Source organism: Chitinophaga niabensis, from assembly GCF_900129465.1.
Lineage (GTDB): Bacteria > Bacteroidota > Bacteroidia > Chitinophagales > Chitinophagaceae > Chitinophaga > Chitinophaga niabensis.
This window is the reverse complement of sequence record NZ_FSRA01000002.1, coordinates 1181326-1198870: the sequence shown is the minus strand read 5'-3', so window position 1 is coordinate 1198870 and position 17545 is coordinate 1181326. Positions and strand designations below refer to the sequence as shown.

At 46.1% G+C, this 17545-nt stretch carries 17 protein-coding genes; 3 read left to right on the top strand and 14 right to left on the bottom strand.

Annotation, left to right across the window (positions count from 1 at the left end; genetic code table 11):
• Window positions 1-11: 11 nt before the first annotated feature.
• The 11 genes from BUR42_RS22025 to ku all read right to left on the bottom strand — a co-directional run bounded on the left by BUR42_RS22025 (window position 12) and on the right by ku (window position 11683).
• Window positions 12-1088, bottom strand: a complete 1077-nt coding sequence (locus BUR42_RS22025) for a porin (RefSeq protein WP_074243140.1) — start codon at window positions 1086-1088, stop codon at window positions 12-14.
• 71 nt (window positions 1089-1159) lie between these two features.
• A complete protein-coding gene (locus BUR42_RS22020; RefSeq protein WP_074241756.1) occupies window positions 1160-1723 on the bottom strand; it encodes a K(+)-transporting ATPase subunit C in 564 nt (187 codons plus the stop codon).
• Window positions 1724-1734: 11 nt separating this feature from the next.
• On the bottom strand, window positions 1735-3783 hold the full coding sequence (gene kdpB / locus BUR42_RS22015) for a potassium-transporting ATPase subunit KdpB (protein WP_074243139.1): 2049 nt from the start codon (window positions 3781-3783) through the stop codon (window positions 1735-1737).
• Between the two features lie 19 nt (window positions 3784-3802).
• A complete protein-coding gene (gene kdpA / locus BUR42_RS22010; RefSeq protein ID WP_074241755.1) occupies window positions 3803-5497 on the bottom strand; it encodes a potassium-transporting ATPase subunit KdpA in 1695 nt (564 codons plus the stop codon).
• 9 nt (window positions 5498-5506) lie between these two features.
• Window positions 5507-5584 (bottom strand): potassium-transporting ATPase subunit F, encoded by a 78-nt coding sequence (locus BUR42_RS30190; protein ID WP_371731047.1) that lies wholly within the window; start codon window positions 5582-5584, stop codon window positions 5507-5509.
• Between the two features lie 91 nt (window positions 5585-5675).
• Window positions 5676-6014 carry a DUF7674 family protein gene (locus BUR42_RS22000; RefSeq protein ID WP_074241753.1) on the bottom strand — a complete coding sequence of 113 codons (339 nt, stop codon included), beginning with the start codon at window positions 6012-6014 and terminating at the stop codon, window positions 5676-5678.
• A gap of 153 nt (window positions 6015-6167) precedes the next feature.
• Entirely contained in the window at window positions 6168-7508 is a 1341-nt protein-coding gene (locus tag BUR42_RS21995) for a sigma-54-dependent transcriptional regulator (protein WP_074241752.1), read from the bottom strand.
• Window positions 7509-7532: 24 nt separating this feature from the next.
• Window positions 7533-8030: a DUF4199 domain-containing protein gene (locus BUR42_RS21990; RefSeq protein ID WP_074241751.1), complete on the bottom strand. Its 498-nt coding sequence runs from the start codon at window positions 8028-8030 to the stop codon at window positions 7533-7535.
• Between the two features lie 145 nt (window positions 8031-8175).
• The gene (ligD, locus tag BUR42_RS21985; RefSeq protein ID WP_084185755.1) at window positions 8176-10167 is read right to left on the bottom strand and encodes a DNA ligase D; all 1992 of its coding nucleotides are present in this window, start codon (window positions 10165-10167) and stop codon (window positions 8176-8178) included.
• A gap of 17 nt (window positions 10168-10184) precedes the next feature.
• Window positions 10185-10916: a DNA polymerase ligase N-terminal domain-containing protein gene (locus BUR42_RS30130; protein WP_084185754.1), complete on the bottom strand. Its 732-nt coding sequence runs from the start codon at window positions 10914-10916 to the stop codon at window positions 10185-10187.
• Entirely contained in the window at window positions 10913-11683 is a 771-nt protein-coding gene (ku, locus tag BUR42_RS21980; protein WP_074241750.1) for a non-homologous end joining protein Ku, read from the bottom strand. Before ku ends, BUR42_RS30130 begins: the two co-directional genes overlap by 4 nt.
• 204 nt (window positions 11684-11887) lie before the next feature.
• Between ku and BUR42_RS21975 the strand changes: the two genes are divergently transcribed.
• On the top strand, window positions 11888-12256 hold the full coding sequence (locus BUR42_RS21975) for a hypothetical protein (protein WP_074241749.1): 369 nt from the start codon (window positions 11888-11890) through the stop codon (window positions 12254-12256).
• Window positions 12257-12413: 157 nt separating this feature from the next.
• Here BUR42_RS21975 and BUR42_RS21970 read toward each other — a convergent pair whose 3' ends face one another.
• Genes BUR42_RS21970 through BUR42_RS21960 form a run of 3 tightly spaced genes read right to left on the bottom strand, consistent with a single transcriptional unit; the run spans window position 12414 to window position 14255 of the window.
• Window positions 12414-13283: an SDR family oxidoreductase gene (locus tag BUR42_RS21970; RefSeq protein ID WP_074241748.1), complete on the bottom strand. Its 870-nt coding sequence runs from the start codon at window positions 13281-13283 to the stop codon at window positions 12414-12416.
• Window positions 13284-13297: 14 nt separating this feature from the next.
• Window positions 13298-13864 carry a YciE/YciF ferroxidase family protein gene (locus BUR42_RS21965; RefSeq protein WP_074241747.1) on the bottom strand — a complete coding sequence of 189 codons (567 nt, stop codon included), beginning with the start codon at window positions 13862-13864 and terminating at the stop codon, window positions 13298-13300.
• Entirely contained in the window at window positions 13854-14255 is a 402-nt protein-coding gene (locus tag BUR42_RS21960) for a hypothetical protein (protein ID WP_074241746.1), read from the bottom strand. The genes BUR42_RS21965 and BUR42_RS21960 overlap by 11 nt, the downstream gene beginning before the upstream one ends.
• A gap of 324 nt (window positions 14256-14579) precedes the next feature.
• Here BUR42_RS21960 and BUR42_RS21955 point away from each other — a divergent pair, with 324 nt between their 5' ends.
• Window positions 14580-15989, top strand: coding sequence for a sensor histidine kinase (locus BUR42_RS21955; protein ID WP_074241745.1), 1410 nt, complete (start codon window positions 14580-14582; stop codon window positions 15987-15989).
• Window positions 15990-16040: 51 nt separating this feature from the next.
• On the top strand, window positions 16041-17477 hold the full coding sequence (locus tag BUR42_RS21950; protein ID WP_074241744.1) for a hybrid sensor histidine kinase/response regulator: 1437 nt from the start codon (window positions 16041-16043) through the stop codon (window positions 17475-17477).
• Window positions 17478-17545: the final 68 nt, after the last annotated feature.

Here is a 17545-nt window from a genome sequence, read left to right as displayed (position 1 = left end):
TTGCTTATGGTTTAAAATGACACTGCCAGTGAGGCAGTCAACGCTACGTTGCTGTTTTTAACTTCCGTGTTCTTTACGAAAATATCATCCTTGCTGTTGTACAATTTTCCTTCCAGTCGGAACAACACATTGCTCACAGGGGCCACATCAAAGTTCAGGGAATACCCGCTGGTCTTAAATCCATTGGGAGTACCCGTGGCAATGATCACACCGTTCTCATCGTTGTAATATTCATACCGGCCTGCCAATGCTATCTTATCCGTAAAGGCATATTTGGCGATCAGTATAGGTGTATACCAGTTATTCAGATCACTTTTGCCCTTCTCCTTTTGTTCCAGGCCATAATCGAATCCTGCTATCAGGCTGAATTTATCCGTGATATTAAAGATACCGTAAACATCATTGAAATAACGCATCTGGCGAACGGAATCCGGCTTATCGTTGCCCACAAAAGTGCTCCAGTTCAGTGTTACTTTACTACCTGGTCTAAACGTGATCTGTGTACCAAATCCAGGGGTTTGATTACCATCCACGCGTTTGATCCTTTGCCAGCCGTTGAGGTACATAGCCGCCAATGTCCATTTTTCATTCGGCGTCCAGGTGATCTTTGCACCGGCTTCATAATAAGGAGAGTTCTCTGCCCCAAGGCTGCGGCTGAGGGTCATGTTATCTTTGGTGATAGCACTCTCAAAACCGATATGCGAAGGCATGATGCCTGCATCTACCCATACATTCTTTCCAACACGCACGCCCACATTCGCTTCATAGATATGGCGCATCAGTTCTGATTCTGCAGCCAGGTTATATTGGGCATAGGTACCTGCCATAATAGAAAGGTTCGCGCGTACCCGGTCGCTGGTATAACTGCCTTTCAGGTAAGCCAGGTTAATGTTCAGTTCATTATGACGATTGTGATTATACAGGAAACCGGGGCGTAAATGATTGACCGGTTCATTGAGATCGAAAGAGTAATATGCCTCCGCATAACCGGAGAAATTGAGCTTCGGTTCTTCCTTCACAGGTTGCTCCTGTGCCATTACATGCATATACAGGATGCTACCTGCTGCTAATAAAATTGTCTTCTTCATGTTGCTTTTTTGCACTTTTAAGCGTGCGCTGAACTTTAGCCCAGCGCACACAAGGTTTATATAGGAATCGTTTATTTAAGATCGTCCAGCGCGATATTCAGTTTCAATACATTCACGGTAGCAGGGCCGAACATTCCTAACAAAGGCCCTTTCGTTTGCCCGGCCACCAGCGCATTCAGCTTCTCAACAGAAATGCCACGCAAGGCAGCGATACGTTTTACCTGAACCAGGGCGCCCTCAGGAGAAAGGTGAGGATCTAATCCACTACCGGAAGCTGTAACCAGCTCCACAGGGATCTCAGATTTTTTAACGCCCGGATTGTGTACCAGGAAAGTGTCTATCCTTTCCTGTACTACTTTCAGGTAATCAGCATTGGAAGGGCCTTTGTTGGAACCACCGGAACCTGCGGCATTATAACCTACCGCAGATGGGCGGCCCTGGAAATATTTATCGTCGGAAAACAACTGGCCCACATTAGCGTAGCCGACTACAGTATCTCCCCTGGAAACGGTTACCCCATCTCCTTTACCGGGTGCCAGTTTAGATACGCCTGCTATCAGCAGGGGATAAATTCCGGCAGTGAGTACCACCAGTACGGCAGTCAGTTTTAAAGCAGGCAAAAAATATCTTTTCATGATTGTGAGAATTAATAGAATAAAGAAACCACCAGGTCTATCAGCTTAATACCAATGAAGGGGATGATCACACCACCCAGGCCATAGATCAACAGGTTGCGGCGCAACAATGCGCTGGCCCCTATTGGTTTGTAAGCCACCCCTCTCAGTGCCAATGGTATCAGCAATGGTATAATGATGGCATTAAAGATCACCGCACTCAGGATAGCCGTTTCAGGGCTATGCAGTTGCATGATATTGATGCTTTGCAGGGCTGGAATAGAAAGAACGAAGAGGGCAGGCACGATCGCAAAATATTTCGCCACATCGTTTGCAATAGAGAAGGTGGTTAATGTACCTCTTGTCATCAGCAATTGTTTACCGATCTCTACGATCTCAATCAGTTTGGTAGGATCATTATCAAGGTCTACCATGTTACCTGCTTCTTTTGCAGCCTGTGTACCACTGTTCATGGCCACGCCAACATCTGCCTGAGCCAATGCGGGCGCATCATTTGTACCGTCGCCCATCATGGCTACCAGCCTTCCTTCCTGTTGCTCTTTGCGGATATAGGTCATTTTATCTTCCGGTTTGGCCTCTGCGATAAAATCATCCACACCGGCTTTCTGTGCAATATATTTTGCGGTCAGCGGGTTGTCGCCTGTTACCATCACGGTTTTCACACCCATTTTGCGAAGGCGTTCAAAACGTTCCTGGATACCGGGTTTAATGATATCCTGCAATTCGATCACGCCGGTCACTTTATTATTTACAGACACCACCAGTGGTGTACCGCCATTACTGGAGATCTGTTTTACCTGTGCCAATGTTTCTGCAGGGAAATCATTGCCTGCTTTCGCTGCCATATCGCGGATAGCATCGTAAGCCCCTTTACGGATACGGGTACCATCCGGCAGGTCAATACCACTGCTGCGGGTTTCCGCCGTAAACTTTATCATGGAAGCCCCGTTAAGGGATAACTGGCTCACCACTTCTCTGCCCGCAAGTTCCAGGATAGATTTACCCTCTGGTGTTTCATCTGCCAGTGAACTGAACGCGCTGAAGCGGATGAATTCTTCTTTGGAATAGCCATTGGTTTCATAGAAGTTCGTGGCTTTACGGTTACCGATGGTGATGGTACCGGTTTTATCCAGTAACAGCACATCCACGTCCCCGGCTGTTTCTACCGCTTTACCGGATTTGGTGATCACATTCGCCCTCAAAGCCCTGTCCATACCCGCGATACCGATAGCTGATAAAAGGCCGCCGATAGTAGTGGGGATCAAACAGACAAACAGAGAAATGAACGCAGCGATGGTGATAGGGGTTTGCGCATAATCCGCAAAAGGTTTCAGCGTTACACATACAATGATGAACACGAGCGTAAAGCTGGCCAGTAATATGGTCAATGCAATTTCATTCGGTGTTTTCTGACGGGTAGCGCCTTCCACCAGTGCAATCATTTTATCAAGGAATGATTCACCGGGTTCTGTACTTACCCTTACCACAATGCGGTCGCTTAATACTTTAGTACCGCCAACCACACTGCTTTTGTCGCCACCGGCTTCCCTGATCACAGGGGCACTTTCCCCGGTGATAGCAGATTCGTCTATACTGGCCAATCCTTTTACGATCTCACCATCTGAGGGAATGATATCGCCTGCTTCACAAACGAACAGATCCCCTTTACGCAGCAGGGAAGAGGATACCACTTTGATCTCATCCGTGAACATTTCGCCCACAGCCAGGATCTTTTTGGCAGGAGTTTCTTCCCTGGTTTTACGGAGGCTTTCCGCCTGTGCTTTACCTCTTGCTTCAGCAATCGCTTCTGCGAAGTTGCCGAAGAGCACTGTCAGTAACAATACGATGAAGATGGTCAGGTTATAGCCGAAGCTGCCCTGGGAAAGATCGCCGGTGAAAAAGGTATTGAGTGTAACCACCAGCATTACGATGGTACCAATCTCTACCGTGAACATCACCGGATTTTTAATGAGTAACCGTGGGTTTAGTTTCACGAAAGACTGCCTGAGGCTTTCTTTCACGAGGTCCGCGGGGAAGAGTTTATTATCTTTTGCTTTCATGTTGATTTCAGCTTTATCATTAATACAGGGAGAAGTGCTCAGCAATAGGCCCCAGCACCAGTGCAGGGAAGAAAGCCAATGCCGCCAGGATGATGATCACCGCGAAGGTCATGATCCCGAAAGTGGCCGTATCCGTTTTTAAGGTACCCGCCGATTCAGGAATGTATTTCTTCTGCGCCAGGATGCCTGCAATGGCCACAGGGCCAAGGATAGGCAGGAAGCGGGAAAATATGAGCACAAAACCTGTAGTTACGTTCCAGAAAATATTATTGTCTCCCAGCCCCTCAAAACCGGAACCGTTGTTGGCTGCAGCGGATGTGTATTCATACAGCATCTCTGAGAAACCGTGATAACCGGGGTTATTTAACCAGGGCAATGTTGGGTCATGGGCTATCATATAAGAAGAAAGAGCTGTTCCTGAAAGGATAAGGAAAGGATGCAGCAATGCTACCAGTGCCGCTATCTTCACTTCTTTCGCTTCCACCTTATGGCCCATGAATTCAGGCGTACGGCCTACCATCAATCCTGATATAAATACCGCGATGATCACGAAGATGAAGTAGTTAAGGAAACCTACTCCACAACCACCATAGAAAGCATTTGTCATCATACCCACCATTTCCATCATACCTGTAAGCGGCATGGTACTATCATGGAAACCATTCACAGAACCTGTAGAGATAACTGTGGTGATCGTACTCCAGTAACCTGTGGCAGCAGGGCCGAACCGCACTTCTTTTCCTTCCATGGCACCCGTCAATTGGGAAACACCCATTTTAGCGATAGCCGGGTTACCATTTATCTCATAGAGCATGGAGGGCACCAGTAGTAAAAGGAAACCTGCCGTCATCACCCCAAATACGATATAAGAAAACTTTCTGCGGTTAATAAAGAACCCTAATGCAAAGATCATCGCAATAGGTATGATCATTTGTGCAATGGCTTCCGTCATATTAGTGAGGTAGCTCGGGTTTTCCAAAGGATGGATAGAGTTAGCACCAAACCAGCCACCACCATTGGTACCAAGATGTTTAATGGCAATCATGCCGGCAGCAGGGCCACGGGATACGCCCACGGTATCTCCCTGCATAGTTACGATGGTATCCTTACCTGCATAACTGGCAGGTGTTCCGTTAAAGGAAAGGATCAAAGCGATCACTACACACAGCGGCAGCAACAAACGGGTATTGGTTTTTACCAGGAATTCCCAGAAGTTGCCCAGCTTGGTAGTGGTTTTGTCCCTGAATGCTTTGAACAATACAACCAGTGCAGCAATACCTGTAGCAGCACTCACGAATTGCAGGAAGGTGATCACGAACAATTGCGTGAGATAGGTAAGTCCTGATTCACCGGAGTAGTGTTGCAGATCGCAGTTCACCAGGAAACTGATAGCTGTGTTGAAAGCAAGGTCCGGCGTCTGGCCAGGATTCCCATCCGGATTCAGGGGGAGTTTATCCTGGAAGATAAGCAGGAAGAAAGCATACACGAACCATAGCATATTGATGGTAACTAATGCCTTGAGGTGTTGTTTCCAGTTCATTTCCTCTTTGGGATTGATCCCGCAGATCCTGTAGATAAAGCGTTCCACGGGGTTCAGGAAATCCAGCCAGGTCTTTTCCCCCTTGAAAACTTTGGAGATATACTTCCCCAATGGTATGGCGATGATCAGCGTCAGCACGTACGTGGCAATGACGCCTAATAATTCTGTATTCATTTTATTGCTTTAAAATTTTTCAGGCTTCAGCAATACATAGATCATGTATAGGAAAACGAGGATGGACAATACAAATAATGCGTTCATCATATGGGTACAGTTTAAATCTTTTCAAAAAAGTCGACCGCCTTGTAGATCAGCCAGAAGCTGACAATACCGGCTAAAAAGAGCAGGAGCATTAACATAGTGTATTTTTTAAGTGTTGATTTCTCAGGTGTTTTAAGGATTGCGGCAGAGATTCCTTTATGTACTGTTGTGCTTCCAGGAAAGGAGAGATGCTGTAGAGGAACACGTCCTCGATGGCGTTCTTTAAGAGTGTACTGCCGTTCCTGTACAACACACCCGCCATAGAAAAACATTTCTTTACTTCCTGCAACTGTCCTTTGTTGATCAGCTGTTTTGTGTAAGCGGTAAAAGTTCTGATCGTTTGCGTTACTGGTCCCGTTTGCTCCATGCCTGGCGACAAAGCGGGGATCTGTTGAGCGATCAGTAAGGGGATTTTAGCATCCGGTAACATGTTGTTCAATTTTCCCGGTATATGCCATTGGGGTGCCAGATGTGCTAATCTACACTTAACTCATTGGTAATTAACAAACAACATTAAAAAAGGTTGCTGCTTTTTTAGCGGCAACCATGCAGAAACTGAAGGGTATATGCAAAAATGGGAAGATTAGATATTGTACTCTTTGATCTTATTATACAGGGTCGTTAAGCCTATTTGCATTAACTCTGCTGCTTTGGTCTTATTTCCTTTGGCAAATTGTAATACCCGGATAATATGCTGTTTCTCAACGTCGGCTAAGGTAAGAGAAGAGTGGTTCACGGCGGCAGGCCCCGCAAACTGGAATTCAAAAGGTAAAGAATCTGTGTCCAGCTCCGTTGCATCCGCCAGGATCACTGCCCGTTCTATCACGTTCCTTAATTCACGGATATTCCCTTTCCAGTTATGCTGCTGTAATGCTTTGGAAAAAGCCTCCGTCATGCCCGTGATCTTCTTACCGTTCTTAGGTGCAAACTGTTGCAGGAAGAATTGCGCCAGCAGGGGAATATCTTTACTACGCTCATTCAGGGAAGGTAACTTGATCTGGAAGGCAGATAACCGGTAATAAAGGTCTGCCCGGAAATGCCCGGCCTCTATTTCTTTTTCCAGCTCTCTGTTGGTAGCCGCAATAATGCGGATATTCACCTTAATGGGTTTTGAATCCCCCACTTTATAGAATTCCTGCGTTTCCAGTACACGCAATAATTTCGCTTGTAACTCTATTGCCATCTCCCCGATCTCATCCAGGAAAATGGTGCCATTATGGGCTTCTTCCAGGAAACCTTTTTTGTCTTTCACCGCACTGGTAAAAGCACCCGCTTTATGCCCAAAGAGTTCACTTTCCAGGATCTCTCTGCCAAATGCGCTGCAATTCACTGCCACAAAAGGTTGCGAACGACGGGAGCTGGCACGGTGGATAGCCTGCGCAAACACTTCTTTACCGGAACCTGTTTCCCCCAGCAGCAACACTGTTACATCTGTGGCAGCCACTTTCTCTGCTACCGCAACCGCTTCCTTTATTTCTTTAGACTGCCCGATAATATTCCCGAAATCATATTTACTCCCGATCTTATTCTCCAGCGAACGGATGCGGAATTGCAGCTGTGCTTTGTCCATCGCCTTGCTCACTAATGGAAGGATGCGGTTATTATCATCCCCTTTGGTCAGGTAATCGAATGCCCCATTTTTAATAGCCTGCACACCATCCGCAATATTTCCATACGCCGTGAGCACGATCACTTCCGTTTCCGGGTACTGGTGTTTTAGTTCACTTGTAAACTGTACGCCATTACCGTCCGGCAGTTTAACGTCAGACAAAACCACCTGCACTTCTTCCTTCTCCAGCAGCTTACCGGCAGCCTTAATGTTTCCCGCCTCCAGGATATTATATCCTTCCAGCAACAATAATCTCCCCAGCAGTTTGCGCAACTGCTCCTCGTCATCAATAATAAGAATTTGACCTTTGGACATGCATGCAAAGGTAGGGGGAAAGAATTATTTGGCCGCAGTAGTTTTCTGATTACGCTTTACGGTCATGGCCCCGATCCCTGCGGCAAGGAAACCCAGTACCAAATTCATGAAGAGAACATTGGTGACCAGGTAGATCCAGAAACCTTCTCTTTTGGTAACGCTGTATTCGCTCAAATGACCTCCGTCTGAAGGGATATTCACTGAATTATCCACGTTCGGCTCTGTGGCCAGGTGGAAAAGGATCGTAGCGGTAGAGATCATGATAATAGCGATGGCGGCGGTAAGCACCCCTGTTGTTAATAAACTTCCGATGGAAGCCTTGCCGCCCATGGCTTTATTGGCATGGATAACGGAGAAGAGTACGCCAAGGAATAATACGCCGCTAACCAGGTAACCCGTCCACAGGTCTGCGGCCCACTGTGTCATGTAAAAGATCATGGTTAGGGCGATGCACACGAAAGCGATCAGGATGCCGTATACCCATGTTAGTTTTAGTGGAGAGGTAATAGTTGTTTCTGGCATACGCGTTATTTTTGGTTAGTAATAGCCTTGCGGGCAATACGTTTCAGCTTGCATTGCAATTGCTGCAGCCACAAATCCCGCTTAGGTGATGTGAGTATAAATCCAATAAACGTGCCTGTCAACAGGCCCTTTATGAAATACTTGTTCATTTTGCCTGGTTTTTAAGTACTGCTTTCAAATCGTTTTTGCTTTTGTAGATATTGGCCCAGAGGTCGCCTTTCTTTTTAAGACGGCTTACGGTATTGCCTATATGAAAATCTTTCATATCCAGTTTCTCATTCACTTCTTTCCAATCCAGTGGAGTGGATACGGTAGCGCCTGGTTTGGGCCTGGCGGAATAAGGTGCTGCAATGGTTTGCCCGCGGCTATTCTGCAAAAAATCCACATACACTTTTTTCTTCCTTTGGGATTTTGTACGGATCACGCTGGTGATGCCGGGTAATTGCGCATTGGTTTCCCTTGCTATGAATTCTGCAAAGAGCCTGCAGGTATCATATTCATATTTTGCGCCGGTAGGAATGAAAATATGCAAGCCCCTGGAACCGGAGGTTTTACAGTAGGAACTGATCCCATATTTCTCCAGTATCTCATGCACGCATTGCGCAGTTTCTACCACGGCGGAGAAAGGAATGCCTTCCGGGTCGAGGTCTATCACTATATTATCAGGATGTTCAGGTTTGCTGATGCGGGATAACCAGGGGTTTACTTCTATGCAACCCAGGTTTACCATATATAGGAGTGTGGCGGCATCATTGCACAGCAGGTAATCCACTTCTTTCCCTGTGGATTCGGCCAGGAAAGAAACCGTTTTCAACCAGGATGGGATGGTTTTCACATCCATGTCCTTCTGATAAAAGCTCATGCCTGTAATGCCGTTGGGGAAACGGTGCAAGGATAAAGGCCGGTCTTTCAGGTGGGGGAGGAGGTAGTCTGCTATTGATATATAATAGTCTATCAGCTGCCCTTTTGTGATCTTTTCCTGTGGCCAGTAGATCTTCTGCTGGTTAGTGAGGGTAACAGATCTTTTATTCAGGAGTAAGGTGCGTTCATTTTCAGGAGTTGCTTTGGTTGATGTGGATGCCTTAGCAGTACCCGATGAGCGCTTTGCAGTGCTTTCTTTTTTTGCGGATGTTTTTGCTGATCTGGAAGTCTGTTTTGCAGCATTTCCACCTTTCGCAGCTTTTGCAAGTGTTTTGGTAGCCATGGTTTTTCCTTTTATGGTATCTGCATCCAAAGGTTGCTCTTCTTTAATGCTCTTAGCAGGCTTATCCTCCCGCAGCGCCACAAAGACCGGTTGCCTCAATAGCCCGTCTTCCGTCCAGCCGGCAAACTTCACTTCACACACTAATACAGGTTTTAGCCAGGTAACGGCCGTATTTGTTTTAATCCTTTCTGCAAAAGGAGAGCCTTCCTGTATATACTTCTGCAGCAACGCATGCATATCACTTAATCCCTGGTCATTGAATCCGCCGCCGCAATGCCCGATATACCGGAGTTTGTTCTTTTCATACACGCCCAGTATCAAAGCCCCGATCTTCTTCCTGCTCCCCCTGGGCTCTGTATATCCGCAAATGATCACCTCCTGCCGGTTCAGTATCTTTACCTTGAGCCAGTTAAGCGTACGATCACCTTCTATATATTCACTCTCTCCGTTCTTTGCGATGATGCCTTCCCATCCTTTCTCCTTTGCTTTCTCAAAAAGTCGGGTCCCCTTCTCCGCCACATGCCCCGAATATTTAACAACAGGATCATCCAGTTGTTTCACCAGTTCCTGCAATAATGTTTTCCTTTCCAGTAATGTTAATGCCTTCAGATCGTGACCATCCATGTGCAGGAGATCAAATACTTCGTAGGTGAGCTTTCCTTTCCTGGTAGATTTATAATTCTGTAAAGCCTGAAAATCCGTGTAGTTATTAGCACCCAGCATTACTACTTCTCCGTCCAGCACCACATTATGAGGAATTTTCTCCACGGCTGCTGTAATAGGAGCATATACTATATTGAAAGAAAGTTGGTTCCGCGAGTAGAGTTCCGCCTTTCCATTCTGCACCGCCGCAATGGCGCGATAGCCATCCCATTTTGTTTCAAAGATCCACCCTGCCCTGTCAAAAGGTTCATCAACCAGGGTAGCGAGCATGGGATGGTACCATTCCTTTATTTTACTCTTTGTTGCCGGGGCTTTTTTTTTACCGGGGTGGCTGCTTTTTTAGCAGGGGCTGTTTTTGCTGCCGCCTTTTTCACCGCAGCTTTCCTGGGAGCTACTTTCTGCGTAGCAGCCTTTTTAGGAGCGGCTTTCCCCACAGCAGCCTTCTTAGCAACCGCTATCACTTCCTTCTCTGCAGCCCCTTTCTTTTTCGCAATCACCCGTTTCGGCGTATAATCCTCACTGTTATACTCCCCATCCACCGCATACTTATCCTTATGTTTGATCAGCAGCCATGCGTTCTCTTCTCTTCCTCCCTTCATCTTCACGATCGCAAACTCTCCCTTTAACTTCTTCCCATGCAGCACTACCTTCATATTACCAGACTTCCATTCCTTTAAGGCATTGCCTTTTTTATCCAATAGTTCAAAAGTTCCCTTATCCCAGATATATACATACCCTGCACCATAATTCCTCGCTGGTATCTGTCCTTCAAAGTCCTTATAATCGTAAGGATGATCTTCCACTTCCATCGCCAGCCGTTTATCAGCAGGGTTTAAAGAAGGGCCCTTGGGAACCGCCCAGCTTTTCAGTGTTCCATCTATCTCCAGCCGGAAATCATAATGCAATCGTGTAGCATGATGCCGCTGTACAACAAAGATGTGTTTGCCTTCTGCTTTACCGGAAACTGGTTCTGAGGTCTGTTTGAAATTCCTTTTCTGTTTATATTTCGCGAGGCTCATGATACACGTTTTTTACCGCCAAGGCTCGCTTTGAGTTGTTCAAAGATATCCGTACTCTTGGTATGGGCCACCCGCAGTTTCTTCACTGTTGGCTTCTTACCGGAAGCTTTGGCTTTGATGATCTTCATCAGTTCTTTCTTATACTCATCTTTGTATTGGGAAATATCGAACGTTTCTGTGTATTCGTTCACCAGCTTCACTGCCATGTCCAGCTCTTTCTTGGAGATCTTTACATTAGTGGGAAGATTTATCTCCGGTTTGCGGATTTCTTCCTCAAAACGTAACCGGTGCAGCATCAGGTAGTTCTCTTTGGGCCGAACGATGGCCAGGTTCTCGTGGTTACGCAATACAAACAAACTAACGCCTGCCTTACCTGTTTTCTCCAATGTACGTAACAGCAATTCATAAGCCTTACCGCCACTTTTATCCGGCTCAATAAAGTAAGGTGATTCAAAATACACATCATCGATCTCCGCTGCTTCCACAAAAGAGGTGATCTCTATTATTTTGCTTTTCTTTGGGCTCGCATCCTCAAAATCCTTATCGTCCAGAACAATGTATTCATCGTTCAGGTTGTATCCCTTTACAATATTTGCCCACACTACTTCTTTCCCTGTTTTTTCATTGATCCGCTGAAAGCGGATGCGGGAATGGTCTTTTTTATCCAGCATATCCAGGTCGAGATTACTCTCCTGAACAGCACTGTATAATTTAACCGGGATGTTTACGAGGCCGAAGCCTATGCTACCTGACCATACAGCTCTCATAGTATAATGATTTTATAACAATAGGGTATCAATCATTATACCAGCAAAAAAAACCGTCCCGGGACCGGGACGGAATTAGCTTAATAAATATGCATAACTATGGGGGGAATAGATGTTAATTATTTTATAAAACCCATCCAATAATTGCGCCACTTTGATGTGGCATAGCTTTTGGATTTATACTACTGAACAAAAAATACTTTTATGGAAACACCAACTCCTAATAAACCAGGCGAAATGACAACACTCTCCCAAATAATGAACAAACTTCATTCAAAGGGATACGATAATGAATTTAAGATGAGCGACCACGGAAGGATGCAACCTGTAGAAGGGGATCAGATCTATGATCCGGAAGACCTGAAGATCATCAAAACCTATCGTTTTGAAGGTGAATCAGACCCGTCTGACAGTGCTGTACTGTACCTGCTGGAAGACAAGGAAGGTCATAAAGGCTATGTGGTGGATGCATACGGCATGTACAGCTCGCATGATGAAGCGGGATTTGATGACTTCCTGAAGAAGATCCCTGTGGAAGACCGCGATGAACAAGCAATCTTTGGTGGTTTGTGAAGATAGGACAGTGTAATAAAAAACCGTCTCGGAACAAGTTCTGAGGCGGTTTTTTATTATAAGGTGGGAAAACAAACCAACAGATAACCTGATGTTGGTTTTTCAACAAGAAGGCGTTCAAAACGGCCGCTCCGGAGGGAACAGCCGTACACATGATCTACCCGTTCACTATTTCTCCTCCGTTAGGATGTAGTATCTGTCCGGTTATATAACTGGCATCCTCCGAAGCGAGGAACACATAACAGGGTGCAACTTCCACAGGTTGTCCCGCTCTTTTCAGGGGAACGTCCGAACCAAACTCCGCAACATCTTTCGCTCTGAAGGTAGCTGGTATCAATGGTGTCCATATAGGCCCGGGGGCCACACCATTAACCCTGATACCTTTATCCGCCAGCATGGAAGATAAAGAGCGGGTGAAGCTAACGATAGCGCCTTTAGTGGAAGAATAATCCAATAAATGGCCGCTACCGCGATAAGCGGTAACGGAAGTAGTATTAATGATACTGCTGCCGCGCGCCATATGTGGTAAAACTGCTTTGGCTAAATAGAAATGTGAGAAGATATTCACCGTAAAGGTTTTCAGGAGCTGCTCTGCGGTTATGTCCTGTATGGATTTTTGCGGATACTGTACGGCAGCATTGTTCACGAGGATATCGATCTTCCCGAATTCCTTCACAGTTTGACGAACAATTTTCTCACAATGTTTTTCACGACCGATATCTCCCGCGATCAATAACGCCTTACGGCCATATTCAGTTACCTGCTTTGCAGTATCTTTTGCATCCTTGTCCTCATCCAGGTAAGCGATCGCAATATCTGCGCCTTCCGCTGCAAATGCCAACGCTACCGCTTTCCCGATCCCACTATCTCCGCCAGTGATCAAAGCTACTTTCCCCTGTAACCTGCCACTGGCGGAAACGATCTCTTTCTCTGCAACCGGCAGCGGCTTCATCTTTGATTCAATGCCAGGCTGTTTGTTCTGATGCTGCGGCGGTCTGATATCCTTTTTTCGATTTGCTTTCTGCATGCTTTTTAGTCTCGTTACTCAGATAACGCTTCTTCGTTCACGGTTGATTCGGCGATCTGGGTCAATAACCCATCTGCTTCTTTTTCTTCCGCCAGCGTTTGTTCTAACAGATGAGCCACTTCTGTATGGCCCATTATGTTTGCTAACGTGCGGAGACTTCCGTAAGTAGCAATTTCATAATGTTCCACTTTCTGTGCTGCAATGATCAAACCGGCATCCAGTACTGCGGACTCCTCTTCTTCTTCCATCAGTTCCTGTGCTTCCATTACCAGGCCTTCCATGGCTTCACATTTCTTGGCTACGGCCTTGGCACCGAGTAATTCAAATATTTCCTCAATGCGGCTTACCTGCCCTTTGGTCACTGCGAGATGTTCGCCGATCGCATTGGCCAGTTCTTCAGACGTAGCGGCTTTCTGCATTTTAGGCAATGCTTTTACCAGGTGTTTTTCAGCCCAGTAAATGTCTTTCAGTTCGTCCATGAATAATTGGTGGAATTTTGAGTTTTCCATTTTAGCGCTACCATTCTTCTTTGGTGTGGAAGAGGTTTTTGCTTTTGCGGGGGATGTTTTCTTAGTTGCCATTTTTGTTCTTTTTATATGGTGTTTCTTTATTAGGAAAAGGGAAACGATCCCTGCTGTCTACTAAACTCTCCGGATCTTTATTACCGGTATCACGGTCATCCTCCACTAACAGGTCCGGGTCTTGTTCTTCTACGTCGTTGTTCTCTTCGCTTTCTCCTTTATCCGGGATCTGTTTTTTTGGGCCCTGCTCCGGTCCATTAGGAACAGATTGCGGGTCACTCGGCTTACGGTCTATTTCACGTTTGGGAACTTCTTCCGGGATATCTGGTATCTCAGGTTTAGGTTGCCCACCACCTTCCCCATGTCTGCCCTTTTCTTCCTCTTTTCCTGGTGGCTGCGGCTGTGGTTGGCCGGGTTTTACAGGATTATCCTGATTGGTTAGGCTGTTCATAACTCACAATTTTAATAAGATGTAAAGAATAGATATGCACTGCTGCACTACAGGGAAAATATTTCAAACAACATTCCAATAACGGTATCACATTTGCGTTCTGATAAAGGCACAGACTTAAGAATTACAACCACAAGTGGTTCCAGTTGCTGTTAGCAATAGTAATATTTAAGCGCGTTCACACTTACACCATGCTTGGTTTTGTCAGCCTGATCTTGTTATGTAGAAATACCTTTTCAAACTGTAGAAATTGTTGCACGAGGGGGGAAACACAATAAGTACTTGTTTTTAAGTAACTTAGTTAAGCCCATCTTAATTTATCAAATGCATATCAGCGTACAGAAAAAGATCAGGATCGGCTTCTTTATCGCATTTACGATCATCGTAGGAGCCACGGTATTATCATATCTGATAGCGAAAAACCTTATGCATAACGCTAATCAGCTGAATCATACCATTGAGGTATCCAAAAAGCTGGAGGTGATCACCAAACAGCTGAAAGATGCCGAAGCAGCCATTCGTGGGTATAACCTCACCAAGCAGACCACCTTCCTCCATCCCAGCATGGAACAGCGCAGTATTAAAATTGAACAGGAATACCAGACCCTGCGCAGGATCATGACGGACCCTGTTCAGCAAAAGAACCTGGATACCTTAAAACAATTGCTGGATATAAAGTACAAACAGCTCACCGCAGGGGAACAAAAAGATGCTGCCCTCGGCGCCAGGATCTCGGTAGGAGAAGGAGAAACCTATATGGACCTGATAGATAAGAAAGTGCAGGATATGACAGATATAGAAGAGGCCCAGCTAACAGAAAGGTCCCGCCTCTTCCAGTTCTTCTCTAATCTCTGGATCCCTGTAGTTTTTATCATTTCCATCTTCGCCATTTTTATCGGCGTCTATTCCTACATTATCCTCAACAGGGAGTTCCGGCTGCAATTGCATGTAGAAACACGCCTTAAGAACTATCAGCGGGAACTGCAGGAAAACATCAACCTCCTGAATAAAAGTAACCTGGAACTGGAACAGTTTGCCTATGTGGCTTCGCACGACCTCCAGGAACCGCTGCGTAAAATATCCACCTTTTCAGACCGCCTGCAGATAAAATTCAAACCAGCACTTCCCGTAGAGGCTTCCCAGCTGATAGACCGTATGGTAGTGGCCGTATCCAGGATGCGCGTGCTCATTAACGACCTGCTCACCTTTTCCCGTGCAGGCAGGATCACCACGGAGATTGTAAAACCGGTGGATATGAACCTGCTCCTCCAGAATGTGATCGGAGACCTGGAACTGGCCCTGCAGGAACGAAAAGGAACAGTATATTATGATCAATTGCCCGACATTGAAGGCAGCGATACCGCTTTCCACCAGCTATTCCTCAACCTCCTGTCCAATTCCATAAAATTTGCCGATCCCGCACGTGACCTGGAGATCAGGATCAAAAAGGAACTATTGTCCGGCAGGGAAACAGGCGTTGTGAAAGAAGATAAACAGGATGCCACGTTCTGCCGGTTCATCATAGAAGATAATGGGATCGGCTTTGACCAGGCCTATGCAGAACGGATCTTCCTCATTTTTCAACGTTTACATGGCGTCAGCGAATATAAAGGCACCGGCATAGGCCTGGCCATCTGTAAAAAGATAGTAGACGCACATCACGGTTTTATCAATGCCTACGGTTATCCGGGAAAAGGAGCCAGCTTTGTGATCATTCTGCCCCTCAAACAATAAAAAACCGCGTTTTCAAAAAAAGAGCATGCTTATTGCTGATAAATTGACTGGATGAAAAATACACGTAAGCGCATTTTAATGATAGACGATGACGAGGATGATTTTTTCCTTGTCAACAGTTTACTGCAGGACACTGCCCCTGACCAATACGAAGTGGAATGGGCGCCTACTTATCAAAAGGGGATCGCCGCCATTGAGAAAAAAGAACATGAACTATATCTCGTGGATTACCGCCTGGGGCAGTACACCGGTATAGACACCCTCCGCCATTTTCATGAAATTGGTTATGAGGCCCCCGTGATCATGCTCACAGGAAAGGGAGATTATGCTATAGATAATGAAGCAATGATGGCCGGCGCCACGGATTACCTGGTAAAAGGGGAGATCACCGGGCAGGAACTCGAAAGGGCCATCCGTTACGGCATCACTGAATTCAAACACCTGCGCCTTATTGCGGAGAATGAAAGAAAATATTTCGGCATCTTCGAAAAGAGCCACGACCTGATCATCCTGGCGGATTGCGATAAGAATGTTATCGAAGTCAATCCCACCGCCATGCGGAAACTGCAATATACCAAGGAAGAACTCCTTACCATGAACCTGAAGGAGCTGTTCATGAATGAAACAGAGGCCCTGCAATTCCTGCTGGACATCTGTGAAGATAGCGCCATCGTTCATAAGGAGTATGCCTTCAAAAGCAAGAACGGCCAGAAGCTGGATATGCTTATCAATGCCAATAAACTGGATGAACAACTGGGCACTTTCCTCTGCGTGGCAGAAGATATCTCAGATAAAAAACGGGAGGAACAGGAGAAACGCAACCAGGAGAAATTTGTGATCACCGGCCGTATTGCCCGTGTAATTGCACACGAGGTAAGGAATCCTCTTACTAATATACTATTGGCGGTTGGCCAGTACCGGCAGGATGAACAGCCTTCCCCGGAAGACAGCAGCCTTTACCTGGATATTATAGAACGCAATTGTACCCGCATCAATGTATTGGTAACGGAGCTACTGCAATCTACCCGCATGCTGGAACTCAATATGCAGGAATATCCCGCCAACGACGTGGTAAAAAGAGCGCTGGCACTTGCTGAAGACCGCCTGCAACTCAATGGCATCCGCTTGCTGGAACATTATATGGAAGAAGAAGCAACGTTGCTGGTAGACGAAGAGAAAATGAACATCGCCCTGCTGAACCTCTTCATCAATGCTATTGAGGCCATGACACCCGGAACCGGCATTCTCACCGTGAGCACCCAGATGGGGCAGGGCAAAATACTGATCCGCATCGGTGATAACGGTACCGGCATCCCTGAAGAGAACAAAAGCAAACTCTTTGATCCATTTTATACCTCCAAAGCCAAAGGGACGGGCCTGGGCCTAACCTCTACCCAGAACATCATTCTCAACCACAAAGGTACCATCCAGGTGGAAAGCGCACTGGGAGAAGGTACCTTATTCACCATTACATTACCTCTTGTTTAAAATGAGAAGAGGAAAAAGAACGATGTTCTTCTTCCTCTTTCTCTTTTTTATGGATCAGAATTTCTTCC